26 protein-coding genes are annotated in these 26,904 nt (G+C 46.2%); 12 read left to right on the forward strand and 14 right to left on the reverse strand.

Features of this window, described 5'->3' with window-relative positions:
* Positions 1-66: 66 nt before the first annotated feature.
* Genes ACWYVB_RS21610 through epmA form a run of 3 tightly spaced genes read right to left on the reverse strand, consistent with a single transcriptional unit; the run spans position 67 to position 2,079 of the window.
* Complete coding sequence (locus ACWYVB_RS21610) at positions 67-702, reverse strand: TetR/AcrR family transcriptional regulator (protein WP_005395413.1); 636 nt, start codon at positions 700-702, stop codon at positions 67-69.
* A 21-nt stretch (positions 703-723) separates the two neighbouring features.
* Positions 724-1,098: a VanZ family protein gene (locus tag ACWYVB_RS21615; protein WP_048626684.1), complete on the reverse strand. Its 375-nt coding sequence runs from the start codon at positions 1,096-1,098 to the stop codon at positions 724-726.
* Positions 1,099-1,107: 9 nt separating this feature from the next.
* Positions 1,108-2,079, reverse strand: a complete 972-nt coding sequence (gene epmA / locus ACWYVB_RS21620; protein WP_054868158.1) for an elongation factor P--(R)-beta-lysine ligase — start codon at positions 2,077-2,079, stop codon at positions 1,108-1,110.
* A 435-nt stretch (positions 2,080-2,514) separates the two neighbouring features.
* On the opposite strand from epmA, the gene frdA reads away from it, so the two are divergent.
* From frdA to frdD, 4 genes are read left to right on the forward strand one after another with little or no spacing between them, the layout of a single operon-like run.
* Entirely contained in the window at positions 2,515-4,314 is a 1,800-nt protein-coding gene (gene frdA, locus ACWYVB_RS21625; RefSeq protein WP_047010259.1) for a fumarate reductase (quinol) flavoprotein subunit, read from the forward strand.
* Positions 4,314-5,072: a succinate dehydrogenase/fumarate reductase iron-sulfur subunit gene (locus ACWYVB_RS21630; protein ID WP_005381489.1), complete on the forward strand. Its 759-nt coding sequence runs from the start codon at positions 4,314-4,316 to the stop codon at positions 5,070-5,072. The genes frdA and ACWYVB_RS21630 overlap by 1 nt, the downstream gene beginning before the upstream one ends.
* 2 nt (positions 5,073-5,074) lie before the next feature.
* Entirely contained in the window at positions 5,075-5,458 is a 384-nt protein-coding gene (gene frdC, locus ACWYVB_RS21635) for a fumarate reductase subunit FrdC (RefSeq protein WP_005395419.1), read from the forward strand.
* A gap of 10 nt (positions 5,459-5,468) precedes the next feature.
* Positions 5,469-5,846, forward strand: a complete 378-nt coding sequence (frdD, locus tag ACWYVB_RS21640) for a fumarate reductase subunit FrdD (RefSeq protein ID WP_005395421.1) — start codon at positions 5,469-5,471, stop codon at positions 5,844-5,846.
* Positions 5,847-5,947: 101 nt separating this feature from the next.
* Here the strand turns inward: frdD and ACWYVB_RS21645 are convergent, their stop codons facing one another.
* Together ACWYVB_RS21645 and efp are read right to left on the reverse strand one after the other, a co-directional pair.
* Positions 5,948-7,351: an SPFH domain-containing protein gene (locus tag ACWYVB_RS21645; protein WP_457530112.1), complete on the reverse strand. Its 1,404-nt coding sequence runs from the start codon at positions 7,349-7,351 to the stop codon at positions 5,948-5,950.
* A gap of 265 nt (positions 7,352-7,616) precedes the next feature.
* The gene (gene efp / locus ACWYVB_RS21650) at positions 7,617-8,183 is read right to left on the reverse strand and encodes an elongation factor P (protein WP_005395425.1); all 567 of its coding nucleotides are present in this window, start codon (positions 8,181-8,183) and stop codon (positions 7,617-7,619) included.
* A gap of 32 nt (positions 8,184-8,215) precedes the next feature.
* Here efp and epmB point away from each other — a divergent pair, with 32 nt between their 5' ends.
* Positions 8,216-9,238 carry an EF-P beta-lysylation protein EpmB gene (gene epmB / locus ACWYVB_RS21655; RefSeq protein ID WP_134648273.1) on the forward strand — a complete coding sequence of 341 codons (1,023 nt, stop codon included), beginning with the start codon at positions 8,216-8,218 and terminating at the stop codon, positions 9,236-9,238.
* A 95-nt stretch (positions 9,239-9,333) separates the two neighbouring features.
* Positions 9,334-9,831 (forward strand): MgtC/SapB family protein, encoded by a 498-nt coding sequence (locus ACWYVB_RS21660; RefSeq protein ID WP_457530114.1) that lies wholly within the window; start codon positions 9,334-9,336, stop codon positions 9,829-9,831.
* 99 nt (positions 9,832-9,930) lie between these two features.
* Here ACWYVB_RS21660 and ACWYVB_RS21665 read toward each other — a convergent pair whose 3' ends face one another.
* From ACWYVB_RS21665 to ACWYVB_RS21685, 5 genes are all read right to left on the reverse strand, one after another.
* Positions 9,931-10,494, reverse strand: coding sequence for a VC2662 family protein (locus ACWYVB_RS21665; RefSeq protein ID WP_005395435.1), 564 nt, complete (start codon positions 10,492-10,494; stop codon positions 9,931-9,933).
* Positions 10,495-10,926: 432 nt separating this feature from the next.
* Complete coding sequence (locus ACWYVB_RS21670) at positions 10,927-11,148, reverse strand: DUF2188 domain-containing protein (RefSeq protein ID WP_000517703.1); 222 nt, start codon at positions 11,146-11,148, stop codon at positions 10,927-10,929.
* Positions 11,149-11,340: 192 nt separating this feature from the next.
* Positions 11,341-13,008 (reverse strand): group II intron reverse transcriptase/maturase, encoded by a 1,668-nt coding sequence (gene ltrA / locus ACWYVB_RS21675; RefSeq protein WP_225468021.1) that lies wholly within the window; start codon positions 13,006-13,008, stop codon positions 11,341-11,343.
* A 1,122-nt stretch (positions 13,009-14,130) separates the two neighbouring features.
* Positions 14,131-15,777, reverse strand: a complete 1,647-nt coding sequence (gene groL / locus ACWYVB_RS21680) for a chaperonin GroEL (protein WP_005381509.1) — start codon at positions 15,775-15,777, stop codon at positions 14,131-14,133.
* A gap of 77 nt (positions 15,778-15,854) precedes the next feature.
* Positions 15,855-16,145, reverse strand: a complete 291-nt coding sequence (locus ACWYVB_RS21685; protein WP_005381516.1) for a co-chaperone GroES — start codon at positions 16,143-16,145, stop codon at positions 15,855-15,857.
* Between the two features lie 240 nt (positions 16,146-16,385).
* Between ACWYVB_RS21685 and ACWYVB_RS21690 the strand changes: the two genes are divergently transcribed.
* Positions 16,386-17,768, forward strand: coding sequence for an MATE family efflux transporter (locus ACWYVB_RS21690; RefSeq protein WP_301657784.1), 1,383 nt, complete (start codon positions 16,386-16,388; stop codon positions 17,766-17,768).
* A 94-nt stretch (positions 17,769-17,862) separates the two neighbouring features.
* Here the strand turns inward: ACWYVB_RS21690 and pfkA are convergent, their stop codons facing one another.
* From pfkA to ACWYVB_RS21705, 3 genes are all read right to left on the reverse strand, one after another.
* Entirely contained in the window at positions 17,863-18,825 is a 963-nt protein-coding gene (gene pfkA / locus ACWYVB_RS21695) for a 6-phosphofructokinase (protein WP_005397529.1), read from the reverse strand.
* A 284-nt stretch (positions 18,826-19,109) separates the two neighbouring features.
* The gene (gene fieF / locus ACWYVB_RS21700; protein WP_005397530.1) at positions 19,110-20,018 is read right to left on the reverse strand and encodes a CDF family cation-efflux transporter FieF; all 909 of its coding nucleotides are present in this window, start codon (positions 20,016-20,018) and stop codon (positions 19,110-19,112) included.
* 111 nt (positions 20,019-20,129) lie between these two features.
* Positions 20,130-20,642 (reverse strand): CpxP family protein, encoded by a 513-nt coding sequence (locus tag ACWYVB_RS21705; RefSeq protein WP_114324032.1) that lies wholly within the window; start codon positions 20,640-20,642, stop codon positions 20,130-20,132.
* 190 nt (positions 20,643-20,832) lie between these two features.
* Here ACWYVB_RS21705 and ACWYVB_RS21710 point away from each other — a divergent pair, with 190 nt between their 5' ends.
* The 4 genes from ACWYVB_RS21710 to trmL all read left to right on the forward strand — a co-directional run bounded on the left by ACWYVB_RS21710 (position 20,833) and on the right by trmL (position 24,317).
* On the forward strand, positions 20,833-21,522 hold the full coding sequence (locus tag ACWYVB_RS21710; RefSeq protein WP_005397534.1) for a response regulator: 690 nt from the start codon (positions 20,833-20,835) through the stop codon (positions 21,520-21,522).
* Entirely contained in the window at positions 21,522-22,916 is a 1,395-nt protein-coding gene (cpxA, locus tag ACWYVB_RS21715; protein ID WP_457530120.1) for an envelope stress sensor histidine kinase CpxA, read from the forward strand. The genes ACWYVB_RS21710 and cpxA overlap by 1 nt, the downstream gene beginning before the upstream one ends.
* A gap of 176 nt (positions 22,917-23,092) precedes the next feature.
* On the forward strand, positions 23,093-23,701 hold the full coding sequence (locus ACWYVB_RS21720; RefSeq protein ID WP_005397537.1) for a superoxide dismutase: 609 nt from the start codon (positions 23,093-23,095) through the stop codon (positions 23,699-23,701).
* Positions 23,702-23,837: 136 nt separating this feature from the next.
* Entirely contained in the window at positions 23,838-24,317 is a 480-nt protein-coding gene (trmL, locus tag ACWYVB_RS21725) for a tRNA (uridine(34)/cytosine(34)/5-carboxymethylaminomethyluridine(34)-2'-O)-methyltransferase TrmL (RefSeq protein ID WP_005382381.1), read from the forward strand.
* 71 nt (positions 24,318-24,388) lie between these two features.
* Here the strand turns inward: trmL and ACWYVB_RS21730 are convergent, their stop codons facing one another.
* Entirely contained in the window at positions 24,389-24,907 is a 519-nt protein-coding gene (locus tag ACWYVB_RS21730; RefSeq protein ID WP_053807754.1) for an FxsA family protein, read from the reverse strand.
* A 430-nt stretch (positions 24,908-25,337) separates the two neighbouring features.
* Between ACWYVB_RS21730 and aspA the strand changes: the two genes are divergently transcribed.
* Positions 25,338-26,789, forward strand: a complete 1,452-nt coding sequence (gene aspA, locus ACWYVB_RS21735) for an aspartate ammonia-lyase (RefSeq protein ID WP_005397540.1) — start codon at positions 25,338-25,340, stop codon at positions 26,787-26,789.
* Positions 26,790-26,904 lie beyond the last annotated feature (115 nt).

Below are 26,904 nucleotides of genomic sequence, written 5' to 3' on the forward strand. Positions count from 1 at the left end.
GACAAGTCAACTCGAGCCACGACTCGAAAATGAGAGTGACTCTCGAAATATTAAGCAGTTTGACGTTTAACTGTGTAGATTGCTGACTGCATCTTCCAGTAACAGTAGCTGCTCTAACCCCTGCTCAGTTGCTAATGGCTTAACGACATTAAGCATCTGCAACATCCCTTGCTTCACCATTTGCTCAGTGATGCTGGTTTTCGAAGCCATTGCAGATTGATACGCCAACCAGCTACACGCAATCAAATGCAACGTACACACCAGTGACTTCAACTGCTGTTGATCAACATTAAGCAGCTTCAGCGATACAAACTCTTGCATGATCGCAATGAGGTTCGCTTGCAGCTTTTCTTGCACATCGATGTACTGCTCATGTAACTGCTCATCTCGTGACAAGATCTCAGGTAGATTCGCGTAGAAAAAGCGGTATTTCCACATTAGCGTAAAGATGGAATCTAGGTAGCTCTTCAGCATAGTCAGGCTTTCTTGTGAGCCTTGAATAGGGGTAAATCTTTCTAAAAGTTCTGCTGAATAAAGCGCAAAGATCTCACGAACGATTTCTTGCTTATTACGGAAGTGGTAATACAGATTACCTGGGCTAATTTCGATGTGATCGGCAATGTGATTGGTGGTGATGTTGCGTTCACCATGTTGGTTGAACAACTCCAGTGCCGCGTAGACGATTTTGTCGCGCGTTTTCATTGTTATCGTGTTCCCTCTTCATTAACGAATCGAGTATAGCGACTTCACCAACCTAGGTCGATAGAGGCTCCAAATACGGTAACATAACAGACCAGTTAGAATACCCGTTGAGTTGGCGACAAGGTCTAACCAAGAGGTTTGTCTTCCGACATACCCTTGTAGCCATTCGATGGCAGCACTAAATAATAAGATACTAATCGCCACCGCCCAACGCTGACGCCAACGCCACACGCAAAAGCAACCTAAAAACGCAAATCCGCTGTACGCCATGGCGTGCTGCATTTTATCAAGATACGCAATGTTGCCCCAGTCTTGCAACTCGCCCGAGCTCAACGATAAGTAAGCGATCAGTATTGCGTAGCTGAGAATGACCAAACGTGCAGCAGCCAAGTTCATTGAATATCCTTATGCGATTGGGAATGGAAAAGCCGTCACTTGATCAATGTGGTCACAGCCGAGCGCTAGCATGATCAAACGATCGATGCCTAACGCAACACCCGCACAATCTGGCAACCCAGCCTCCAATGCGGAGATCAAATGATAGTCGATTGGCTGCGGTTTTAAACCCATGTCGAGACGCTTCGCGTTATCTTGCTCAAAACGCGCCAGTTGCTCTTTCGGGTTATCGAGCTCATGGAACCCATTTGCCAGCTCAATTCCCTTAAAATACACCTCAAAGCGATCCGCAACACGATGGTCTTGAGGATTGATTTTCGCAAGCGCCGCCTGTGATGCCGGGAAGTCGTACACAAAAGCAGGCACATCCTGACCAATTTTGTGTTCGACTCCCACGCTAAATAGCAATTGCAGTAACGTATCGCGATCTTCTTCAGGCTCTGCAATGTCACTCAAACCCAGCTTGCTTGCCGCTGTTTTCAGCTCCGTCATCGAGCCTTCTAGTGGGCACACACCCAACACATCAATGAAGGCTTGTTGATACGTCATGCGCTGCGCTGCGCCACACTTCAATACCAGTTGCAACAGATCATCCATTTCATCCATCAATTTATGATGGTCAAAGCCAACGCGATACCACTCCAACATCGTGAATTCTGGATTGTGGTAACGACCATTTTCTTCGTTACGAAATGCTTTGTTGATTTGATAAATACAACCGCTGCCAGCCGCCAGCAGGCGCTTCATGTGGAATTCAGGGCTGGTCATAAAGAACAGCTTGCTACCATCGGCGTAACCCGGGCCAACAAACTCGGTTTGGAAAGTATGCAAATGAATGTCGGTCACGGTTGCGTGACTCATGGCTGGCGTGTCGACTTCCATCACCTGTCGATCAGCGAAGAATTGGCGAATCGACGCGATTAACGTCGCACGTTGACGAAGTTGGTCAATGGAAGCAGTAGGTTGCCAGTTGGTTTGCATAACAAGTCTCTCAAACTTTAATTCAGCGTGGAAAGTCTCATTCTACATGCTTTTTACTCTTCAAGAAGAGAGGAATATCCCTTCTTCTTTTTACTAACGTGCTCGCCTATTTGAGGCAAGTATTACTCGTGCCGCAGCACAAAAAACACTCAGTTAAAATCCTATTATCCATGCGGTTAATGTCACGCAACACAGGTTTAACATCCCTAATGTTAATGCTTGAGGGCCAAAACCTCGATGCCGTGATAGCAGTCACATAACCTATAAATTCTATGCCCTTAAGTGCATTACCGAAGCAAAAACCCAATTACATCAATTTTTCTGCCATGTGGCTCATCTACACTAACCCTACTACTTTTGGGGAGTTCTTTTTAAAGAGCGCCTCGTAATGACAATAACAAGCGGATTTCCGCAATCACACACTGGAGGATAACTGTGCAAATTATCACCACAGATATCGCAGTCATCGGCGCAGGCGGCGCTGGTCTTCGTACTGCTATTGCAGCGGCTGAAGCAAACCCAGACTTAGAAGTCGCTCTGATTTCTAAAGTTTATCCAATGCGCTCCCACACGGTCGCTGCAGAGGGTGGCTCAGCAGCAGTTATCAAGGATGAAGATAGCTTAGACAACCACTTCAACGACACTGTTGGCGGTGGTGACTGGCTATGTGAACAGGATGTTGTTGAATACTTTGTAGAGAACGCGACTCGCGAAATGATCCAAATGGAGCAATGGGGTTGCCCATGGAGTCGTAAAGAGAACGGTGAAGTCAACGTACGCCGCTTTGGTGGTATGAAGGTTGAACGTACTTGGTTCGCTGCAGACAAAACTGGCTTCCACATGCTTCATACGCTATTCCAGACATCAATGAAGTACAGCAACATCAAACGTTTTGATGAGTACTTTGTGGTGGATCTGCTTGTTGATGAAGGCGAAGTTCAAGGTCTGATTGCGATTCACATGTCTGAAGGCGAGCTTGTCACTATCAAAGCAAAATCTGTTGTTCTAGCAACAGGTGGCGCGGGTCGTGTTTACCACTGTAACACCAATGGCGGTATCGTAACGGGCGATGGTATGGCAATGGCTTACCGTCACGGCGTTCCTCTACGTGATATGGAATTCGTTCAATACCACCCAACCGGTCTTCCAGGCACAGGCATCCTGATGACGGAAGGTTGTCGTGGTGAAGGCGGTATCATCGTTAACAAGAACGGCTACCGTTACCTACAAGATTACGGCATGGGTCCTGAAACTCCAGTTGGCCAACCGAAGAACAAATACATGGAACTGGGTCCTCGTGACAAAGTTTCTCAAGCTTTCTGGCACGAACAACAGAAAGGCAACACCATCAAGCACCCTCTTGGTGATGTGGTACACCTAGACCTTCGCCACCTAGGTGAAGAGTACCTACAAGAGCGTCTACCGTTCATCTGTGAGCTAGCAAAAGCTTACGTAAACGTAGACCCTGCAAAAGAGCCAATTCCAATTCGTCCAACGGTTCACTACACCATGGGTGGTATCGAGACAAACGGCGGCTGTGAAACTCGCATTAAAGGTCTATTCGCGGTTGGTGAATGTGCGTCTGTTGGTCTTCACGGTGCAAACCGTCTAGGTTCTAACTCACTGGCTGAGTTCGTGGTATTTGGTCGCGTAGCGGGTGAAAACGCAGTGAAACGCGCTGAAGAATTCAAAGGTTGGAACGAGTCTGCAATCGATGCTCAAGTGAAAGCAGTTGAAGAGCGCATCGCCAAACTGATGAACCAAGAAGGTGATGAGAACTGGGCAAACATCCGCACGGAAATGGGTCATACCATGGAAGCGGGTTGTGGTATCTACCGTCAAGAAGATTTGATGCAAGAAACCATTAACAAGATCACCGAACTAAAAGAACGCTACAAACGCATCAGCATTAAAGACAAAGGCAAAGTGTTTAACACTGATCTTCTGTACGCAATTGAAGTGGGTTACGGCCTAGAAGTCGCAGAAGCGATGGTTCACTCTGCGATTCTACGTAAAGAGTCTCGCGGCGCGCACCAACGTCTGGACGACGGTTGTACAGAACGTGATGACGTGAACTTCCTAAAACACTCACTTGCTTTCTACAAACCAGATTCAGCGCCAAGTATCGATTACAGCAATGTGACTATCACTAAGTCACAACCAAAAGCTCGTCTATACGGTGAAGCAGCAGAAAAAGCCGCAGCTGAAGAGAAGAACGCAGAGGAGCAAGCATAATGTCAGCAAATCGCATTCAAAAAGTAGACATTCTGCGTTATGACCCAGAAAAAGATGCAGAACCATACAAGCAAACATTCGAAGTGCCATTCGATGAAACCATGTCTGTGCTTGACGCACTGGGCTACATTAAAGATCACCTAGACAAAGATCTGTCTTACCGTTGGTCTTGCCGTATGGCGATCTGTGGTTCTTGCGGCATCATGGTGAACAACGTACCGAAACTTGCTTGTAAGAGCTTCCTACGTGATTACCCAGACGGTGTGACTATCGAGCCTCTAGCGAACTTCCCAATCGAGAAAGACTTGATTGTTGATATGACACCGTTCATCGAACGTCTTGAAGCAATCAAACCGTACATCATTGGTAACGACCGTAAACCAGAAGACGGTACGAACTTGCAAACGCCAGAGCAAATGGCGAAATACAAGCAGTTCGCTGGTTGTATCAACTGCGGTCTATGCTATGCGGCGTGTCCTCAGTTTGGTCTAAACCCTGAGTTCATCGGTCCTGCGGCACTAACGCTAGCGCACCGCTACAACCTAGACAGTCGTGACAACGGTAAAGATGAGCGCATGAAGCTTATCAACGGTGAAAACGGTGCTTGGGGTTGTACGTTTGTTGGTTACTGTTCTGAAGTTTGTCCGAAGAACGTTGACCCAGCAGCGGCAGTAAACCAAGGCAAAGTGGAGTCTTCTATGGACTTCGTGATTGCTATGTTGAAACCTGATGGTTCACCAAAGAAAGTGGAGGCATAAGGATGAGCAATCGTAAACCTTACGTTCGTGAAGTTAAACGCACTTGGTGGAAGAACCATCCTTTCTACCGCTTCTACATGCTACGTGAAGCGACTGTGCTGCCTTTGATCCTATTCACTCTGTTCCTAACTTTCGGTTTAGGTTGCTTGGTGAAAGGCCCTGAAGCATGGCAAGGTTGGTTGGATTTTATGGCAAACCCAATCGTAGTCGCAATCAACATCGTTGCACTACTAGGTAGCCTATTCCACGCTCAAACTTTCTTCAGCATGATGCCGCAAGTAATGCCAATTCGTTTGAAAGGCAAACTGGTGGACAAGAAAATCATCGTATTGACTCAGTGGGCCGCGGTTGCGTTCATCTCACTGATCGTTCTCATCGTGGTGTAAGGAGCTGAGCATGAAACCGAATTATAGTGTAAACACATCACCAAAACGTTCTGATGAGCCAATCTGGTGGGGTCTATTTGGTGCTGGCGGTACTTGGTTCGCGATGATCACGCCAATCACGGTATTGGTGCTGGGCATCTTGGTCCCACTAGGCGTGATTGATGCAGAAGCGATGAGCTACGAGCGTGTCTCCGAATTCGCAACCAGTATCATCGGTGCGCTATTCATCATTGGCACCCTAGCTCTACCAATGTGGCATGCGATGCACCGTGTACACCACGGCATGCACGACCTTAAATTCCACACTGGTGTGATAGGTAAAATTGCATGCTATGCATTTGCAGGCCTCATTACTGCACTAGCCGTTATCTTTATCTTCATGATTTAAGATACTGACTAAAAAGAAAAAGCTGGCTCTATGCCAGCTTTTTTATTGCTTTGGGTTACCCATGATCTTTTTGCTTTTTAAGCTTTTGACCACCCATGATCTTATTGCTGTATGACCTTCTTCGTTTGGTCCATAAGACCCAGGGCACCAAAGCCAGTAATCACATCTAGGTTTGTTTTCAAGCCCGTTTCTTCGCTACCACCAATGTAGTTTTGTGGCATCTGAACTTGGAAGTTTTGCAAGTTGTTGTACAACGAGTTCGCTACGTCTCGACTCAACTCTGCCAAATAAACTTCACGGTTTGCCCCTAACGCCGAGTACTTCGCTTTTAGGACCTCAGATTCTGCACGACCTTTCGCTAATATCGCTTTCGCTTCAAACTCAGCAGAAAGTGCGTTCGCCTTTTGAATGGCTAAGTTAGCCTCTGCGATAGCTAGCTCTTTCTCCTTCTCGACTTCAGCAAGTCGTTTGGTTTTTTCCACTTCAACGATTTCACGCTCTGCAATCTGACGTGCAACTTCCACTTCTTTTTGCTGAGCAATAATAGCGAGTTCTTTACCACGCTGAGCGTCTTGCACTTCACGTGTTCGCTGAATCTCTTTGCGTAACTGCTCGGTCTCTGCTTGTGCTTTTGACGTTTCTTGCTCCTGAATCGCGCGAATACGATCCGCCACTAAACGCTTTTTATCCGCCAATAGCTGATCTAACTGCTTTTCTGGCTGTGGATCACCAATGGTCACCTGCGTCACTTGAATGCCGTATTGTTGTAACGGGTTGTCTTGACGAATTGGTTGCCCGGTTTTATCTACAACTGGCACCGTTTTCCAAACCAGTTGATTGGTACGCTGTAGTTGGTTCGCATTGGCCTGATTCGCCCCAACAGGCGCAAGATCCAACTCTTCCACTTCAACCTGACGTCGCTCTGTTAGATAAATCCCCTCTCGCAACTGATCGCCAAGTTTCGATTTGAACTGGTTCAAACCACCTTGGAAAAACTCTTCACCCGTGTATTGGGTTGCAGTAATCACCGTCACGTTACGTGCGTTCTTTACAAGCAACGCATCAATCAAGTTACTATTGTTGCGGAACTCTTTGTGCATCTTCTTCACCGCTTCAGGGTCATTACTGAGCTTAAAGCGGAATGTTACGGGGATCTGACCAATGTAGGTGTCGGCAAACCGAACCTGAATCGCATCAAGACGTTGATAAAAATCTTCGCCCTTGCTGTTACCGAATGACACAGTGATCACTTGGTCATACTTGGTGATTTTGGACAGAAATGGCATGCGAAAATGAATGCCAGGTTCAGTAAACACATCCAACTCACCAGTGATATTGTTCTGATGCACGTAGCTGTAACCTGCATCGGTCATCAGCACAGAGCTATTAATCGTTAAGCCTATTGCCAACAGCGGTACGCCAAACACCGCAGCTTTCAATCCTTTGTGTAGTAACTGACGTCTTTCTTCCACCTTTAAACCCCTTCCTAAGCCTCTGCTTTCCATTTTGTTCTCCTTTTTGGATTGTTACTGAGTTAAATCGATAAAAATCAGATTGCTATGCAACTCAACAACAAGAACTAATGTATCAAAATGTTACATTAAGGAATAATCGACAGATTCATGAAATAAATAAGATTTTTACGAATAATACAAAATCATCGAAAATTTGCGGAGGATATCGATTTTCTATGCAGGGACATTCAAGAGAGAATTCCAGGCAATAAAAAAGGCCGCCGAAGCGACCTTTCAAACAATCAATCTAAAGTGCTTACTTCACACGGCCTACGTATTCAGCCGTACGAGTATCAACGCGAATCACTTCACCAATTGAGATGAACAGAGGAACACGAACAACAGCGCCAGTTGATAGCGTAGCTGGTTTACCGCCAGTACCTTGAGTATCACCTTTCAGGCCTGGATCTGTGTCTACCACTTCTAGCTCAACGAAGTTTGGTGGAGTAACAGTAATTGGGTTACCGTTCCAAAGTGTGATCATACAAGTGTTGTTTTCTACCAACCACTTAGCGTTGTCACCTACCGCTTTTGCGTCTGCTGCGATCTGTTCAAACGTTTCACTGTTCATAAAGTGGTAGAATTCGCCGTCTGAATATAGATAATCTAGGTCGATATCCATTACGTCTGCCACTTCACAAGTGTCACCAGACTTGAATGTTTTCTCTAGCACTTTACCAGAAAGAAGTTTACGAATTTTAACGCGGTTGAACGCTTGGCCTTTACCTGGTTTAACGTATTCGTTTTCCAGAATTACACAAGGCTCGTTATCAAGCATTAACTTAAGACCGCCTTTAAATTCATTGGTGCTAACTGTAGCCATTTTTTCCTCTTACATTCTTAGAGCTAAATTCAATGCCGCACATAATAACCCGAAAAGTCGAATCTGTTGAGCAAAACTGGCTCAAACAGTTGGCGAATGGGATCTCTGATCCTGCAAAATTGCTCGAAATACTGGAAATTGATCCTTCACCGTGGCAAGACGGGTTTGCCGCGCGCAAGCTGTTTGCACAGCGTGTACCGCAAAGTTTTGTCGATAGGATGGAGAAAGGCAACCCTAAAGACCCTCTTTTACGTCAGGTTTTACCATTAAGTGACGAATTTGAAGTACATCCGGGCTATTCCAACGATCCGTTAGAAGAGCAGGATAATGAAGTCCCTGGTCTGCTACACAAGTATCGCAACCGCGCCCTAATGATTGTCAAAGGTGGCTGCGCGGTAAATTGCCGTTACTGTTTTCGTCGTCATTTCCCATATCAAGAAAATAAAAGCGGCAAGCAGGCATGGGCAAAGTGCTTAGAGTACATGGCGCAGCAACCAGAGTTGAACGAAGTTATCTTCTCAGGTGGTGACCCATTGATGGCAAAAGACGATGAAATTCATTGGCTTTTAGAGCACATTGCTCATATACCTCACATCAAACGTCTGCGTATTCATAGCCGTTTACCTGTGGTGATTCCCGCTCGAGTCACTGATGAACTATGCCAACTGCTGCAAGCATCAAGGTTACAAATCATCCTTGTGACTCACATCAACCATGCCAACGAAATCAATGACGAATTTGCTGAACAGATGTTCAAGCTCAAAAGAGCGGGCGTTACGCTTCTAAACCAAGGCGTTCTACTGAAAGGTGTGAATGATTCGGTAGAAGCTCAAGTGGCGTTAAGTGAAGCCTTATTTGACGCGGGTATCTTGCCTTATTACCTCCACGTTCTTGATAAGGTGCAAGGCGCGGCGCACTACTTTATTTCGGACGAAGAAGCAAAAGCCATTATGCGCGGACTCATCACACGTGTATCGGGTTATCTGGTACCAAAACTGACACGAGAAATTGGTGGCAGGCCAAGTAAAACGCCGTTGGATTTGCATTTAGAATAGGTCCTGACGCTCAATTAAATTTGTCGTCACGACCGTTCCTTTTTGTTCGCTTTGCACGGTAAGTCTATGCATACTCCGCTCTTTTGGAGGTCAAGATGCATACAGCACTCGAACAAATTTTCGATCTTGCCCCATTCAGCTGGCCTGCCCTACTATGCTGTGCCATTAATGGGCTAATGATCGGTATCGAACGCCAAACTCGTGGTAAACCTGTTGGCATTCGCACGGCAATTCTTATTATTTCAGGCACTTACCTGTTTATGTCGATGGCAGTATCGTTATCGCCAAATACACTCGATCAAGCACGCGTGCTTGGTCAGATTATTACTGGCGTCGGCTTCTTGGGTGCAGGGGTGATGATGACACTCGATGGAAAAATCCACGGCGTAACATCCGCAGCGGTTATTTGGGTACTGGCAGGATTAGGGTTGATGATCGGTTTGGGTTATTTAACGCAGTCGGTGGTCATTACCCTACTGGCTTTAACGGTGTTGCTGGGCGTGGATAAAGCAGAAAACCACATCAAAGCATTGCGCCGAGGGGTTCACCAAAGAATTCAACAACGCAAAACCTCATCCCGCTTAATTAAATAGTTAACGCGCCGATAACTCGCTTCACCCCATCAGTAATTAAAAAGCCCTCGACGAATATCGAGGGCTTTCGGTATCTAAAGATTCTGACTTGCTCAGGGATTATTTAGCGAAGTTGATGAGTGGGAAACACTTGAAGAAACCGTTATCCGCACAGTTCAAAAGACCAATTTGTACGCCATCAATTTGATCGGTCATGTTGAAGAAGCCAAACTGGAAGTTAGACTTTTTAGAGATACTCGCTAAGCCCACATCCGCCATGGTGTAGCCTTCAGAATAGTTCACCGCGCTCCAGTTCAAGCCTTTTACATTGTTCGTAATGTTGACAGCACCCAAGTTAACACCCGTCGTCTGACCTTGGTTCCAGTTAACTAAGCCTAAAGACGCACCTTTCATTTCTTGGTTTACCTTTGCTGCACCAAAAAACAAACCGAAGTTCACACCTGTCGTACGATCCGTTTCTGACATACCAAGCAGTGAAAAGTCGACACCTTTAACCTCATTCACCTGTCCATGCAACACGGCTAAACGAACACCACCAACTGACGAGTTAGAAGGTGCGTTTGTGTTGTCGATAGTAGAGAACATCACAGGTGTACTGTCAGCAAGAGCAACTGGTGATGCGATAGCGGCTGCAACCGCCAATGACGTCATAAGCTTTTTCATTTTCATCTCCATGATGGGAAGCAACAATTTACAACATAGTGTAATGTTCAGATTTTGCGCTATCCACGTTCAAAAAGTGTTAGCGGTAGGTCAGATTTAACCATCTGACTCAAAAGAAAAAATTTTATCGCTTCTATTTTCATGTTTTTCCACTGACATTTCTTGAACTCGCCTCTCACAATCGAAGCCACATCAGAATGCTATATTTCTCGGATAACGCACATAAAAAAGTCGAGGCAAATGCCTCGACTTTTAAAGGTTTGGTCGGTTATCTTTCCGCTATAAGGATTCCCTTAGAGCAAAGAGATAAGCTGGCTGTCGGGTAAGGAGCAGCCATTCCTGACTACCCCTCCCCTAAGAACCGTACGTGCGAGTTTCCCCGCATACGGCTCAAGCCTTTATAAACCCACACTTGCGTGTAGGCCAACAACACTACCCCTTGGGCGGAAATGGGTCATTACCATAAGAGTCTTTATCTCTTATTTGACCATTAGGTCTGTGAATTACAACTTCACTTTGCTGATTCTTCGCTATCTCGCGAGCGGCCTGTCTGGCTTCCTCTTGAGTACGATGATGTGAAGTGTCGCGTGAGTTATTCTCTCCGCGCACAGCCCACCCGTCGGGGCGCTTTACAACGTGTTGGTTTTTGCCCATTGATCACCTCCTTAGTATAGGATTTGGACAAATACTATATAAGGACAGAAACGACAACTCTCAACCCAACATGTTGTATTATTTCTGGTTAAAGACATTATTTAAAACGACTTGATAACCAGAAGACCACTCCAACACAGGCTATGGTTGCTATTAAACCTAATAGCCATACCCATAGATAAAGCTCATTGTTCATAGCGACAAACTACCTTTGTTGTTGTGGATCTGCCTGTGACAGTTTATATGCAACATCATCAAATTCGAGCTAATGTCCGTGCCGCCATCCACTCTTCTGACAATATGGTGAATATCCCATTCATCTTCTGAGTTGAACTGCTGATGGCACACCGCACATTTGTAGTCTTGTCTCTCGACAATCTTCCATAGCTTCCAGTTACCCGACAAAGATTTCTTCAATCTTTGCATCTTCAGACGCTCAAAGTATTGTTCGTCCTCCGGTAGGTAACAGTTAGCTGTTGCCCGAATTTTCACATGTTTATCGACTTTCACTCTCGCTGCACTAAGCAGGCGGTAGTGGCCATCTTCCCCTTTCGGTTTTGGTGCGCTGAATACCCAGTTTCTATCGCCCACTGATTTGAAGTACTTGTCTTTAATCCAGCGCTTACGGCGATTCAAATGAATTCGACGGCACCACTGCCACAACATTTTCCAGATCCGGCAATCAATATACTTGAATGTCTCACTCGCACATACCCAGCGGTGGTAGTTACACCACCCTCTGATCATCGGGTTCAACTTCGCTATCATAGCTGAAGCTGGCACCGTTTTATGGCTGTTGAGATAATCTCGTATACCGCGCAGAAAGTTCTTCACGTTTTTCTTTGACGGCTTAATCAACATCTTGCCGTCGTATTTACGCAAATTCTGCCCGAGAAAGTCGAACCCGTCGTCTATGTGCGTGATCAGCGTTTTTTCTGCTGACAATTGCAACCCTCGTTCTGCCATAAAGGCTTCAACAATGGGTAAAACCTCATTTTCCAGTAGCTCTTTCGAGATTCCAGTGATGATAAAGTCATCTGCATAACGCACATAGTTGACCTTAGTTTTGTAACTGGCTTTTGTGTTCTTCTTCCCGAAGTGGGTTTCGAGCACCGTTTCCAGTCCATCTAAGGCCATATTGGCTAGTACGGGTGAGATAATCCCACCTTGTGGTGTACCCGCCTCCGTCGAGTTAAACTTCCCAGATTCCATAAATCCGGCTTTCAGCCATTTCTTGAGTATCGCCTTATCCATAGGGATATTGCCGATAAGCCAATCATGGCTGATAAAGTCAAAACACCCTTTGATGTCACCCTCCAGCACCCAACGAGCACTGGCCTTGCGACTGAGATTCACGAAACATTGTTCGATAGCATCAGCACAAGAGCGATTCGGGCGAAAGCCATAGCTGTTTCGATCCGCCGTGGTTTCCGATATGGGTTCAAGAGCTAGCAAGTATAGAGCTTGCATTGCTCTGTCTCTCATTGTCGGTATCCCCAGCGGCCTCTTCTTACCATTGGCTTTGGGAATATAGACTCGCCTGAGCGGTTTGGGCTTGTAGCCCGCTCGCTGTAGCTGCTCTATTGCTTCCCATTTCTTTGCAGGTGTACTCCAAGTTTCCCCGTCAACCCCTGCGGTGTTTTTCCCTCTGTTTTCGGTGACTCGCCGAATGGCTATCACCTTGGCAGCAAACGAACGAGTTAACATACGTTGCAGTCTTTTGACCTGTCGCCAGTCAGACTTTTTCGTTGCCTTTGCGATCCGTACCTGTAGCCCTCTCACCGTACGATACATTAGTGACCAGTCGATGCTGTGCCACTGCTGTGTCTGGTGGGAGGATGCAGATACGTCAATTCGCATTGAAGTATGCACCTTGCTTTCCTCCATTAACGATAAGTTAATCAAGCAACACAAGGCGCATCTATGCCCCATAGGGCAGAGATTTACCCTATGAGGCTTGAACTTGTTACTGACAGTACCCGAAATCCTCAAATAGGAAAGGTAACGCCCACCATTGGGCTCTGACAGTTTCAACTACCGTAAAACTTGACGGCTTTACTGATTTTCACGCAATTAAAGACCAAGCAGACGTGGGCCCCGTTTCCGGTGAAAGCACGTTGGCTTTCTATCCAGCTCATTACAAACTGGCTTTCGCTTCTTCTGCTCTCCTGTGCCCGCACCCTCAACAGCTTCTCTTACAAGTTGCCTGCCCGTTGATAGGCAAAGATACGGGGTTTCCGAGTTCCGTTTTCATTACACGAGTTACTTAGGTTCTACCTATCCACCGATGGCGCATGAGTCAGCGTATCCCCAGATGTAAAAGAGATAACCGGCCATATACCTTTTGGTCAGAGCGTTGGTGACGGCTAATCCTCCCGAGGGGACAATTAATCGTCACGACAATAGCGTTACGCTCGTCGCGGCTGACGGTGTTTATCAGTAGTTCACTTACGTTAACCATATAACTCAGCCTAGCCCCTCAACCACCTGCTATTGGCAATTGTCTTAACCTTCACTTCGCAGCAAGGATTAACCACTTGCGTGGGGGTACATTGTCAGGAAGCTCCGCACACCGCGTTACCGCAGATGCACTATCCCTAGGCTACTATTGGCTGAACAATAGGTCTCACTGTCCAATCACCTACCCGTTCGAGTATGAAATTGGTTAAGACAATAATGAAAACAGCTTCGCACCGTGCAGGTGGCTCAAGCTTAAATAAGACACGAATATTCCCGTTACTTCACAGACACTGATAGCGCTGCTTCAACGTATATCATTCGCCTAAAGCGAGGGACACAGACTTTCGCCCATGCCTAAAATCGGACCTCTTACGAGGACCGATATTCGGGCTTGGGTTCAGCCCGAATATCGGGTTTTATTTATTTGCTATTTCGGCGGGTGGGATAGTAACCACAACACAAAGTTAGTGGTTACTATGGACGTAGCCCGCTCGGCTAGCTACCTACGCGACTCTCGTCGCACTACATCATGCCACCCATACCGCCCATGCCACCCATACCGCCCATGTCAGGCATCGCTGGTGCGTCTTTTTGCGGTAGGTCAGTAACCATTGCTTCAGTCGTGATCATCAGACCCGCAACCGATGCTGCGAACTGTAGCGCAGAACGAGTTACTTTCGTTGGGTCTAGAATACCCATCTCTAGCATGTCGCCGTATTCGCCTGTTGCCGCGTTGTAACCGTAAGAGCCTTCACCCGCTTTCACGTTGTTCGCAACCACTGAGTCTTCCTCACCTGCGTTCTTCGTGATTTGACGGATTGGCGCTTCCATTGCACGTAGTGCAACGCGGATACCAACGTTTTGCTCTTCGTTGTCACCCGTTAGGTGAGCAATCTTAGATGCCGCGCGGATAAGTGCAACACCACCACCAGCAACAACACCTTCTTCAACCGCTGCACGAGTTGCGGCTAGCGCATCTTCTACACGGTCTTTCTTCTCTTTCATTTCAACTTCAGTTGCTGCACCAACTTTGATTACTGCAACACCGCCAGCCAGTTTCGCTACGCGCTCTTGTAGTTTCTCTTTGTCGTAGTCTGAAGTTGCGTCTTCGATTTGTTGACGAATTTGAGCTACGCGGCCAGAGATCATCTCTTCTTCACCGATACCATCGATGATAGTCGTGTTTTCTTTCGTGATAGAAACACGCTTCGCTTGACCTAGATCTTCTAGTGCTACTTTTTCAAGCTCTAGACCGATTTCTTCAGAAATCACAGTACCGCCAGTTAGGATAGCGATGTCTTGTAGCATTGCTTTACGACGGTCACCGAAGCCAGGTGCTTTCACTGCAGCAACTTTCACGATGCCACGCATGTTGTTGACAACCAATGTTGCTAGCGCTTCGCCTTCTACATCTTCTGCGATGATAAGCAGTGGACGAGACGCTTTCGCTACAGCTTCTAGCGTTGGAAGAAGTTCACGAATGTTTGAGATCTTCTTATCAACTAGCAGGATGAATGGGTTTTCTAGATCAACACTGCCTGACTCTTGGTTGTTGATGAAGTAAGGAGATAGGTAACCGCGGTCGAACTGCATACCTTCTACTACGTCTAGCTCATCTTGTAGCGCCTGACCTTCTTCAACAGTGATAACGCCATCACGGCCCACACGCTCCATTGCTTCAGCAATGATGTTACCTACGCTTGCGTCTGAGTTTGCAGAGATAGTACCAACCTGTGCGATCGCTTTCGTGTCGTTACATTCAACAGAAAGCTCTTTTAGTTGCTCTACTGCTGCTGCTACTGCTTTGTCGATACCGCGCTTAAGGTCCATTGGGTTCATACCCGCAGCGACTGCTTTTAGACCTTCGTTTACGATAGATTGCGCTAGTACTGTTGCTGTTGTTGTACCGTCACCTGCCGCGTCGTTTGCTTTAGACGCAACTTCTTTAACCATTTGTGCGCCCATGTTCTGGAATTTATCTTCCAGTTCAATTTCACGCGCTACTGATACACCATCTTTCGTGATAGTCGGTGCACCAAAAGATTTGTCTAGAACGACATTACGTCCTTTAGGACCCAGTGTTACTTTTACTGCGTCAGCCAGAACGTTTACACCTTCTAGCATTTTAACTCGTGCGTCATTACCAAATTTAACGTCTTTAGCAGCCATCTTTGATTTCCTTTCTAAAATTCTTTGTGTGTAATTTCGTAATTGAATCTGAGCAAAAAATTACTCAATGATTGCTATTATTCAACGATCGCCATGATGTCGTTTTCAGACATGACAAGCACTTCTTTACCGTCGATTTTTTCAGTTTTTGTACCGTAACCTTCAGCGAAGATAACAGTATCACCAACTTTAACGTCCAGCGGCAGTACTGTGCCGTTTTCTAGGATGCGGCCTTTACCCACAGCTAGAACAACACCGCGAGTTGATTTTTCTGCAGCAGAACCAGTGAGAACGATGCCACCAGCAGACTTAGATTCAACTTCTTTACGTTCAACGATAACTCGGTCATGTAATGGACGAATGTTCATCGGTCGTCTCTCCTGAAAATTTCCATGTTTATTTGATAATTGTCCTTAGGGACTGTAGCCCCAGACACGTGATCCCTATATAAGGGGTCGAAGCAGCGATCCCAAGGGGGTGGCACAAAATTTTTGTGACTTAGTTAAAATAACGAACAACTAAGCAACGGTTTGCGTTCGAAATGCTCACTCGCCCAGCATCTCGCTTTCTTGTATCCTTGCAGTTTGCTCACCACATAGTTGTCATACATGCAGGAAAATAACAAGCTGGAACCCCAAGCGACCGATAAGCATGGTTTGTTGACCGCACCCATTCCTGAAACGCTGCGGAAAATGACCGTCCCCATGACCATGGGCATGATCGCGATTTTGATGTTTAACTTGGTGGACACGTTTTTTATCTCGTTGCTTGGTACTCAAGCGCTAGCGGCGATCAGCTATACCTTCCCTGTAACCTTTGCGGTTAACTGCATCACGATGGGGATAGGGATGGGTCTATCGACCAATATTGGTCGCTTACTTGGACAAGGTCACGCCCCACAAGCCGCTCGGTTTACCACTCACGGTTTGTTATTAGCGGTGTTACTCGTGGCTATCGCCTCTTCGATTGGCTTTGCCACCATTGCACCACTGTTCCGCTTTCTTGGCGCAGCCGACGACCTAATTCCACTCATCGAAGAGTACATGCAGGTGTGGTATCTCACCATTCCATTGTTGGTGATCCCGATGGCGGGCAACAGTGCGATACGAGCATCTGGGGATACAAAAACACCCGCCAAAATCATGATGTTGGCAGGCTTGATTAACGGCATGCTCGATCCACTACTGATCTTCGGACTTGGCCCATTCCCCGAGCTTGGCATCCAAGGGGCGGCAATAGCCAGTGCTTTTAGCTGGTTAGGTGCACTATGTGGCTCATTCTATGTGCTAGTTAAACGCGAAAAGTTGCTCGCTCAACCCCAATGGTCCTTACTGAAACAAGATTGGCAGCAAACGTTAAAAATCGGCACTCCTGCCGCACTGTCGAACGCGATGAATCCATTGTCGGGCGCAATTTTGATGATGCTTTTATCCAGCCACGGTACGGCAGCAGTTGCGGCTTACGGTGCGGCGCAGCGTATTGAGTCTATTTTGATCCTAGTCTTGATGTCTCTGACCTCAGCACTCACGCCATTCATGGCACAAAACTTAGGGGCGAAAAAACCTCAACGCGCCTTTTCCGGCTTATTTATCAGCATGCGTTTTGCGGTGGTGTTCCAAGGGTTTATCTTCTTGATGATGGTGCCATTGAGTATTCCTCTAGCGGCATTGTTCTCGCAGGAAGAAGCGGTTAAAAATCTGCTGTGGCATTACCTGCTTGTGGTGCCGTTCAGTTATGGTTTTCAAGGCATTGTGATGATGTTAATCAGTGGGTTGAATGCGATGCACAAACCATTACGAGCATTCCAATGGAGCTTTATGCGTTTGTTTGTGTTTACCCTGCCATCGGCATGGATCGGAAGCCAAATTTACAGTATTGAAGGCTTGTTTATAGGTATCGCAGTGGGGAATACGTTAGGTGGCCTACTTGGCTATATGTTTGCACTGCGCGAACGTAAATTGACGCTCATTGAACAGAGCAGCGCTTCGTAAGATTTTGTCCGATGCGTCAGCTTCCTTTTGCTAATACTCAAATACAAAAAAACCGCGGAAAGCCGCGGTTTTTCTTTATCTATTTCAAACTTGCTTAGAACAGTTCTTCAGCAACTTTGTATAGATCGTTGCGTACTGGACGCTTCATGTTTTCGATCGCGTCGATGATGTCGTGGTGAACAAGTTGCTCTTTCACGATACCTACACAGCGACCACCATGACCTTCGATCAATAGGTGAACAGCGTAGTTACCCATGCGAGATGCTAGAACACGGTCAAATGCAGTTGGACGACCACCACGTTGGATGTGACCAAGTACTGTTGCACGAGTTTCACGACCTGTCGCCGCTTCGATGTCACGTGCTAGTTCATTAGCATCCATCATTAGCTCAGTCAACGCGATGATTGCGTGTTTCTTACCTTTTGCAATGCCGTCTTGGATGTTGCTGATCAGCTTGTCTTTGTCTAGACCAGTTTCTGGAGTGATGATGTACTCACAACCACCCGCGATTGCAGACATCAGAGTTAGGTCACCACAGTGACGACCCATGATTTCTACAATTGAAATACGTTGGTGAGATGAAGAAGTATCACGTAGACGGTCGATTGCATCGATAACTGTGTTTAGTGCACTTAGGTAGCCCACTGTGTAGTCAGTACCAGCGATATCGTTATCGATTGTGCCTGGAAGACCGATACATGGGTAACCCATTTCAGTCAGTTTCTTCGCACCCATGTACGAACCGTCACCACCGATCACGACTAGCGCATCGATACCATGTTTTTTCAGGTTCTCAATCGCTTTTTCACGCACTTCCACTTCTTTAAATTCAGGGAAACGTGCAGAACCTAGGAACGTACCACCTTTGTTGATCACATCTGAAACGCTAGAACGATCTAGCTTCTCGATGCGGCCTTCGTATAGGCCTAGGTAGCCGTCGTACACACCGAATACTTCCAATCCCTCGGATAGTGCTGTACGTACTACGCCGCGTATCGCCGCGTTCATACCAGGTGCGTCACCGCCACTTGTTAAAACACCGATCTTCTTAATCATGCTCACCCTCGATCTTTGGCAATCAATTATTTAATTTTCTTTTAGGCCCCTTGTTACCAAGCAACCTGCATAATCCAGAACTGTGCGTTATGTTACATTTCCTCTACAGGATTACCAATGAAAACGCACTTTTTTATGTAACTTTTCTACTTATGTAAGAGTATTACAGTTTCTCTATGAAACTTTGTTGATTCACATCAGGATCACGAATCTTAATAAGTATTGATGGAAAGATAGTCAATAAGTGCCTGTTTGTCGTCAGGCACTTATGGATTTTTCGAGCCCTACCAATCTTGCGCTTTTTGCTCTTTCTCTGGCCCAAAAACGACAGACAATGGATCTTGATGGATCAAAACATCCGCATCAGGAAACAAAGCTAAAAGGTTTTCTTCAACTTTATCGGCAATATAGTGCGCTTCGATTAAACGTAAGTTATCGTCTAGCTCCAAGTGCAACTGAATAAAGCGTGTCGGTCCTGACATACGGGTGCGCAGTTGATGAACCCCAAGAACCCCTTTCACATTCAAACATTCATTGCGGATTTGCTCCAATTCGGAATCCGGCAGCTTTCGGTCTAATAACGTCTGAATCGCTTCGCTGACCATTTTGAAGGCGCTGTAAAGAATGAAGACACCAATGCCAATCGCAAACACCGCATCCGCTTGTGTCACGCCAAAGTAGCTGAGTCCCAGAGCCACCATGATCGCAGCGTTCATATACAAATCAGTCTGATAATGCAGAGAATCTGCCGCGATTGCTTGGCTCCCTGTCACGCGTACCACATGTTTTTGGAACATCACCAAGCCAAGTGTGACCACAATCGCAAACAGCGATACATAAACACCGAGCTCCGGCGCATGCAGTGCGTGTGGACGGAAAAATCGGTCAATCCCGTTCAGGATCAAAAACACCGCCGACCCCGAAATAAACATCGCCTGAGCCAAGGCCGCTAGAGACTCAGCTTTACCATGCCCAAACGTATGTTCGCGGTCTGCTGGTTGTAAGGCATAACGGACAACAACGAGATTTACCACCGACGCGGCGATATCCAACATTGAGTCGATAAGTGATGCCAATAGGCTAACTGAGCCGGTTACCCACCACGTGATGACTTTTACAATCAAGAGAAGAGTCGCCACAATAGTTGCAGTCCAAGCTGCGGTCGTCACTAAACGTGCATATTGCTGTTTCATAATCAAAGAGTTAACTCAAACCATACGTTGAGTATATTGAATGCCCATGAAATAACCAGATCAAAAAGAGGCAACCAATGGCTGCCTCTTTATATAACATTAATTCATGACTTAATTATTGCGGTATTTTTCCATGCGCTTATGCATTCTATCGCCGCACTCTTGCATGCGTTCATTTTGCAACTTCACAAATTCTGCTTTTTGTTCTGGCGTTAATACGCTCAGCATTTGGTGCTTTCTTTCTAGCATTTGCACACGGTGCTCAGTTTGACGTTCAACCATTTCTTTTGCTAATGCGGTCGCTTGTGCTTCATCAAAACTATCCGCTAGTAAGAGTGACTGCATTTTTGCATGGTGTGCTTGTCGCTCAGCCATACGAGCTTCGCGATTTTCAGAATATTTGCCTTTCATCTGTGCGCGGTTTGCTTCACGGAAAGACTTAAGCTGATCTTTTTGAGCATCCGTCAAACTCAAATCACGCATAATGCCGCGGTCCATTCCCATGCCACATTCATCACGCGGGCCTTGATGATGGTTTTTACCACCGTAAGCGAATGCGCTTGCTGCGCCGAGAGTAAGAGGTAGAACAACAGCAGCTAACACAAGTTTTTTTGCAGATTTCATAATTTGATTCCTTACACAGGTGAGTGATTCTTCTGAGCTGTTCTCACAGCGCTTGAGTATAGAATACGACCCACTAGGTAAAGCGACGTATAGGGAGCGTAAAGAATCGTAAAGAGTGATTTTTACCCTCTTCGCAGCACATCATTCCAATGTAATATTAATCTATCGGTAACTTACTATAGGTGCCCCCATGGCAAACATTCTTTTAATTGATGACGATATCGAGCTAACCAGCTTATTAAAAGAAGTACTCAGTTTCGAAGGATTTGACGTCAGCGAAGCAAATGATGGCGAAGCAGGCTTAGCTGCGGTAAATGATAAGATTGATTTGATTTTGTTGGATGTCATGATGCCGAAGCTAAATGGCATGGAAACCCTTAAACGCTTGCGTGAAAACTGGGAAACCCCTGTCTTGATGCTGACCGCTAAAGGGGAAGAAATTGACCGCGTGATCGGTTTAGAGCTAGGCGCGGATGATTATTTACCGAAACCTTTTAGTGACCGTGAACTGTTAGCTCGTATCCGTGCGATCTTACGCCGTACCAGCAGCACACAGAAAAACACCAAAAACAGCGATTGCATTGAGTATCAAGAGCTCCGTCTTTACCCAGGTAAACAAGAAGCATACTGCGATCAACAGTTGCTCGATCTCACAGCAACCGAGTTTGCTCTGTTGACCCACTTTGTGCAAAACCCAGGACAAGTGCTAACTAAAGAAACATTGAGCCTAGATGTGCTTGGTAAACGACTCGCTGCTTTTGATCGCGCGATCGATATGCATGTTTCGAACTTACGTAAAAAATTACCAGATCAGAGCAATGGCAAGCCGCGAATCAAAACCCTGCGTGGTCGTGGCTATATGCTGCTTGAGGAGGATTAATGCGCCTATCACGCATCAAACTGCCAAACATCAATAGCTTGTATGGACGCATCTTTGCCATTTTTTCGTTCACTATGTTATTGGTGTTGGTAGCTGTGCTATCACTGCCACATTTGGACCCTCGCAAAGCTCGCGACATTCCAGAAGAGCACTATAAACGTATGGTAGAAACGCGTGACGCAATCCAACAAAAATACAGTCAGCAAACTGATTTAGGTCGAATACTATTTCGTATCGAGGGTAACCGTCACGGTAAGCATGACCCTCGTCCGCGCGTATTTTTTTCTGACTACAGCGGTAATGTTCTTACGACAGAAAAACGCAGTAATTTCCAATTACGTGCCATGCAAAACTTTGTCACCAGTATCGAAGATTACAACCAGCCAAAGCAGAAACTGTATGGTCGATACATGATTGCAGGTCCAATCCCGATAACTTTGGCTGGCTCCGATATCTTGATGTATGTGGGCTTCAAGTGGAATGAGCCACCACCACTACTCTTGCGTCTGTTTGATCACCCATTCCAGCTGTTGCTCGCGGTCATGCTGGTTAGTACACCATTGCTGTTATGGCTTGCCTGGGCACTAAGTCAGCCAGCGCGTCGTCTTGAAGCCGCCGCTCAACGTGTGGCGAAAGGCGAATTTGTCACAGACCCAAATTTAGAAAAAGGCACGGCAGAGTTTCGTCAGGCTGGCAGCAGCTTCAACCAGATGGTCGAGGCGGTTAATCAAATGATTTCAGGACAACAACGCCTGCTATCCGATATCTCTCACGAGCTGCGCTCACCTTTAACTCGTCTACGCATGGCAAGCGCATTAGCAACGCGTAAACAAGGCGAAAGCCCAGAACTGACTCGTATCGATACCGAAGCGCAGCGCTTGGAACAGATGATCAGCGAATTGCTTGAACTGTCTCGCATGCAGGCGAACAGCCATATGACTCGCGAAACGCAGCCACTGGAAAGTTTGTGGGAAGAGATCATTAAAGATGCGCAGTTTGAAGCTGAGCAAATGGGTAAGCACCTACACTATTCTGAACTGCCAAAACGAAGTATCTCCGGCAATCCTAAACTGCTGATGAGTGCGGTGGAAAACATCGTTCGTAACGCCATTTATTACGGGAAAGATGAGGTGCAAATCGACATCAAGGCCGATGATGATACGCTGCATATCACGGTTGATGACAATGGCGAGGGCGTTCCTGAAGAAGAATTAGCCGCGATTTTTCGTCCGTTCTATCGCGTTTCAACGGCCCGCGATCGCCACTCCGGCGGCACGGGTCTCGGCCTAACCATTACCGAAAGTGCCATCCGCCAGCACAGTGGAACGATCGTCGCCAGTCGAAGTCCGTTAGGCGGATTGCGCATGAGTATCACCTTACCTATCAATCGTTAACTTCAAGCCGATGAGCTAACAGTAAGCCACACCCTATTTCTAGAGTGAGAGATTCACGGCTTCATCTTCACTTTAGAAATTGGGTGGGAACGCCTTCGAATACCCTTACAAAGATCAAAGTTGATAATAATTATCGTTAGCATTAAAGTAAATTTTCCAATTAAGGAGGATTTACTATGTCACATACATTTCCCGCTCTGCCTTACCCGTACGATTCACTAGAGCCGTACATCGACGCGAAAACCATGGAAGTGCATTACAGCAAACATCACAAGACTTATTTCGATAAGTTCGTAAGTGCCGTTGAAGGGAGCGAGCTCGAAACTCAGTCATTAGACGAGATCTTTGACAATATCTCTAAGCTCAGCCCTGCAGTGCGTAATAATGGCGGCGGCTACTACAACCACATCATTTATTGGAATTGCATGTCTCCAAACGGTGGCGGTGAGCCTCAAGGCGCACTTGCTCAGGCAATTAACGATAAATTTGGTAGCTTTGCGCAATTTAAAGAAGCGTTTGCCCAAGCCGCGATTAATACCTTTGGTTCTGGCTTTGCATGGTTGATCGTAAAAGATGGTGAGATTCACATTACGTCCACCAGCAATCAAGACAACCCTCTGATGGACGTAGTGGATGTACGCGGCGAACCAATCCTCGCATTAGACGTGTGGGAGCACGCGTATTACATCAGCTACCAAAACCGTCGCCCAGAATACATTGACGCATGGTGGAACGTCGTCAACTGGCGAGCGGTTGAAGAAAATTACGCTCACGCTCTATTATAAAGAGCATCGATACTTACGGTATTAACGTCCGCGCTAATGCCTGCTTTCATACCCAGGTCAATCTTGCTGAATCTCGCATATCTTGCTGACTTGGGTATATACTGCCCCTCTATTTGACCAACTCTATTTCAATACCATGTTTGATATCGCTTTATACGAACCAGAAATCGCGCCGAACACCGGCAACATCATTCGACTTTGTGCCAACTGCGGTGCAAACCTTCACTTAATTGAACCTCTAGGTTTCGATCTTGAAGAGAAGAAAGTCCGCCGCGCTGGTTTGGATTACCATGATTTAGCTCGCGTAACGCGTCATAAGAACTATCAAGCATTCTTAGAATATTTAGAGAAAGAGAAACAAGGTAACTACCGATTGTTTGCCTGCACCACCAAAACCACAGGTCACCACGTTGATGCACAATACCAAGCAGGTGACGTATTGATGTTTGGTCCAGAAACTCGTGGCTTGCCTGCTGAAATCATCGATAGCTTGCCAATGGAGCAGCGTATCCGCATTCCAATGATGCCAGATGCGCGCAGCCTAAACCTTTCGAACGCCGTTGCGATCATTGCTTTTGAAGCATGGCGTCAAATGGGGTTTGAAGGCGCGTTGTAAGCACCACGAATTCCAAACACAAAAAAAGGGCGCTTAGTGCGCCCTTTTGTTTTCTTTACTCTCTGACTCAATCAGTTGAGCTTGTTGCGATCATCATCGTCTTTACGCTCGTATTCCCCTTCAAAGGTATTGCCATCGTCTGACTGGGAATTAAATGGGTCACGGCGGAACGGGTCTTGCTCAAATGGCCCTTGGTTAGAGAAACCACCTTGGAAGCCACCACCATGCATGGTTTTCACCACCATTTTACTCATCAAGTATTTGGCAATCGCGGCGCGTGGTGCAGGAAGCAACACCAGCATACCAAGAGCATCGGTCATAAAGCCCGGTGTTAACAGCAGCACGCCAGCCACCGCTAGCATTACACCTTCAAAAATTTGCTGGGCTGGAATTTCACCTTGTTCCAGACGCCCCTGCACCGACATCAGAGTTTGGATGCCTTGGCTGCGCACCAACGATGCACCGACAAATGCCGTGATTAATACTAATGCGATAGTCGGCCATAAACCTAAAAAGCCGCCCACCTGAATAAATAAGCCGATTTCAATGATCGGGACAAAAATAAACGCCAATAATAAGATAGGAAACACACGCCCTCCTTTGTTTAATTCAGTGTAATGGTAAAAGCGGACTAAGCTCAAACGAATCGTTGTAAAAAAGCGTGTTCATACTGGTCTCTTCCTACGCAGAAAAAGTGGTAGTGGAGTGTTTCATTCAATTGCATACCGATTTTTTCGTGCTTTTAAAGTGCTAATTTCGAACTCTAAAAACCCATGTTTGTCGAGGAAAATCGAGTACCCATAAAGGGTTATTAATAACCCGTTCATACTTTGCAAATTATTGACTCATGAAAAACGAAAAAGGTGATCTAGTTACTATTTTTATGCGCTAGGTGCAGTATCATGTGCCACATAAGTCAGGACGGATTTTCCAGCCAAAAATTCTGATGAATGGATTCTAGATTGCAGAAATGGCTAATAAATAACTTTATTATCAGAATTATCATCTAAGGATCCTGCTATGGCTACCCTATCTGATGCTCCAAAAACAGCAAACCCAGCCACTCGTATTGAAGAAGATCTATTAGGTCAACGTCATGTCCCTGCAGATGCGTACTACGGTATTCATACGCTACGTGCGATCGAGAACTTCAACATCTCTAATATGACCATCTCTGACGTACCAGAATTTGTACGCGGTATGGTAATGACCAAAAAAGCAGCGGCGTTAGCAAACAAAGAACTTGGTGCGATTCCAAAAGACGTTGCAAACTACATCATCGAAGCGTGTGATTTGATCCTAGAAACTGGCAAGTGCATGGATCAGTTCCCATCAGACGTATTCCAAGGTGGTGCGGGCACTTCCGTGAACATGAACACAAACGAAGTGATCGCAAACGTTGCGCTTGAGCTAATGGGTAAAGAGAAAGGTCAATACGAATTTGTTAACCCAAATGACCACGTAAACAAGAGCCAATCAACCAACTGTGCGTACCCAACGGGTTTCCGTATCGCGGTTTACAACAGCGTACACAAACTAATGGAAGCAATTGAGTACCTAAAAGGCGCATTCGAACTTAAAGCAATTGAGTTTAAAGATGTACTGAAAATGGGTCGTACTCAGCTACAAGACGCGGTACCGATGACTGTAGGTCAAGAGTTCCACGCTTGGGCAGTAACACTAAACGAAGAGATTCGTGCTCTAGATTACACCTCTAAACTACTCCTAGAAATCAACCTAGGCGCAACCGCAATCGGTACAGGTCTAAATACACCGACTGGCTACCAAGCTCTTGCAGTAAAACACCTAGCGGAAGTAACAGGTCTTGACGTTGTTGCGGCAGAAGACCTTATCGAAGCGACTTCTGACTGTGGCGCATACGTAATGACGCACAGTGCACTAAAACGTCTAGCGGTGAAACTATCGAAGATCTGTAACGACCTTCGTCTACTTTCTTCTGGCCCACGCGCTGGTCTAAATGAATTGAACCTACCTGAAATGCAAGCAGGTTCTTCAATCATGCCAGCAAAAGTAAACCCAGTTATCCCAGAAGTAGTAAACCAAGTTTGCTTTAAAGTTCTAGGTAACGACAACACGGTTTCTTTCGCAGCAGAAGGCGGTCAGCTACAGCTAAACGTAATGGAACCAGTTATCGCACAAAGCATGTTTGAGTCTATCTCTCTACTACACAATGCGTGTGTGAACCTACGTGATAAATGTATCGACGGCATCACGGTCAACAAAGAGACTTGTGAAAACTACGTTTACAACTCTATCGGTATCGTCACTTATCTAAACCCATACATCGGCCACCACGAAGGTGACATCGTAGGTAAGATTTGTGCGGAAACCGGTAAGAGTGTTCGCGAAGTTGTGCTAGAGCGCGGCCTGCTAACCGCAGAAGAGCTTGATGAAATCTTGTCAGTCGAAAACTTCATGCATCCAACTTACAAAGCGAAACGCTACGAGTAATAACTAATTCGAAGGGGGCCACTCAGGCCCCTTTTTTAGGCTCTCATACGGTTAACCACATTTTTTATATGCTTTATTGCCATTAGGCCACTGGGTTCTAATTCTCTGAGCATTT

This window comes from Vibrio sp. JZG10, assembly GCF_054064075.1.

Bases quoted from the DNA above. Each gene is read 5' to 3' on its own strand.
- ACWYVB_RS21610 (WP_005395413.1), bottom strand. From the start codon at position 702: ATGAAAACGCGCGACAAAATCGTCTACGCGGCACTGGAGTTGTTCAAC.
- ACWYVB_RS21615 (WP_048626684.1), bottom strand. From the start codon at position 1,098: ATGAACTTGGCTGCTGCACGTTTGGTCATTCTCAGCTACGCAATACTG.
- epmA (WP_054868158.1), bottom strand. From the start codon at position 2,079: ATGCAAACCAACTGGCAACCTACTGCTTCCATTGACCAACTTCGTCAA.
- ACWYVB_RS21630 (WP_005381489.1), top strand. From the start codon at position 4,314: ATGTCAGCAAATCGCATTCAAAAAGTAGACATTCTGCGTTATGACCCA.
- frdC (WP_005395419.1), top strand. From the start codon at position 5,075: ATGAGCAATCGTAAACCTTACGTTCGTGAAGTTAAACGCACTTGGTGG.
- frdD (WP_005395421.1), top strand. From the start codon at position 5,469: ATGAAACCGAATTATAGTGTAAACACATCACCAAAACGTTCTGATGAG.
- ACWYVB_RS21645 (WP_457530112.1), bottom strand. From the start codon at position 7,351: ATGGAAAGCAGAGGCTTAGGAAGGGGTTTAAAGGTGGAAGAAAGACGT.
- efp (WP_005395425.1), bottom strand. From the start codon at position 8,183: ATGGCTACAGTTAGCACCAATGAATTTAAAGGCGGTCTTAAGTTAATG.
- epmB (WP_134648273.1), top strand. From the start codon at position 8,216: ATGCCGCACATAATAACCCGAAAAGTCGAATCTGTTGAGCAAAACTGG.
- ACWYVB_RS21660 (WP_457530114.1), top strand. From the start codon at position 9,334: ATGCATACAGCACTCGAACAAATTTTCGATCTTGCCCCATTCAGCTGG.
- ACWYVB_RS21665 (WP_005395435.1), bottom strand. From the start codon at position 10,494: ATGAAAAAGCTTATGACGTCATTGGCGGTTGCAGCCGCTATCGCATCA.
- ACWYVB_RS21670 (WP_000517703.1), bottom strand. From the start codon at position 11,148: ATGGGCAAAAACCAACACGTTGTAAAGCGCCCCGACGGGTGGGCTGTG.
- ltrA (WP_225468021.1), bottom strand. From the start codon at position 13,008: ATGCGAATTGACGTATCTGCATCCTCCCACCAGACACAGCAGTGGCAC.
- groL (WP_005381509.1), bottom strand. From the start codon at position 15,777: ATGGCTGCTAAAGACGTTAAATTTGGTAATGACGCACGAGTTAAAATG.
- ACWYVB_RS21685 (WP_005381516.1), bottom strand. From the start codon at position 16,145: ATGAACATTCGTCCATTACATGACCGAGTTATCGTTGAACGTAAAGAA.
- ACWYVB_RS21690 (WP_301657784.1), top strand. From the start codon at position 16,386: ATGCAGGAAAATAACAAGCTGGAACCCCAAGCGACCGATAAGCATGGT.
- pfkA (WP_005397529.1), bottom strand. From the start codon at position 18,825: ATGATTAAGAAGATCGGTGTTTTAACAAGTGGCGGTGACGCACCTGGT.
- fieF (WP_005397530.1), bottom strand. From the start codon at position 20,018: ATGAAACAGCAATATGCACGTTTAGTGACGACCGCAGCTTGGACTGCA.
- ACWYVB_RS21705 (WP_114324032.1), bottom strand. From the start codon at position 20,642: ATGAAATCTGCAAAAAAACTTGTGTTAGCTGCTGTTGTTCTACCTCTT.
- ACWYVB_RS21710 (WP_005397534.1), top strand. From the start codon at position 20,833: ATGGCAAACATTCTTTTAATTGATGACGATATCGAGCTAACCAGCTTA.
- cpxA (WP_457530120.1), top strand. From the start codon at position 21,522: ATGCGCCTATCACGCATCAAACTGCCAAACATCAATAGCTTGTATGGA.
- ACWYVB_RS21720 (WP_005397537.1), top strand. From the start codon at position 23,093: ATGTCACATACATTTCCCGCTCTGCCTTACCCGTACGATTCACTAGAG.
- trmL (WP_005382381.1), top strand. From the start codon at position 23,838: ATGTTTGATATCGCTTTATACGAACCAGAAATCGCGCCGAACACCGGC.
- aspA (WP_005397540.1), top strand. From the start codon at position 25,338: ATGGCTACCCTATCTGATGCTCCAAAAACAGCAAACCCAGCCACTCGT.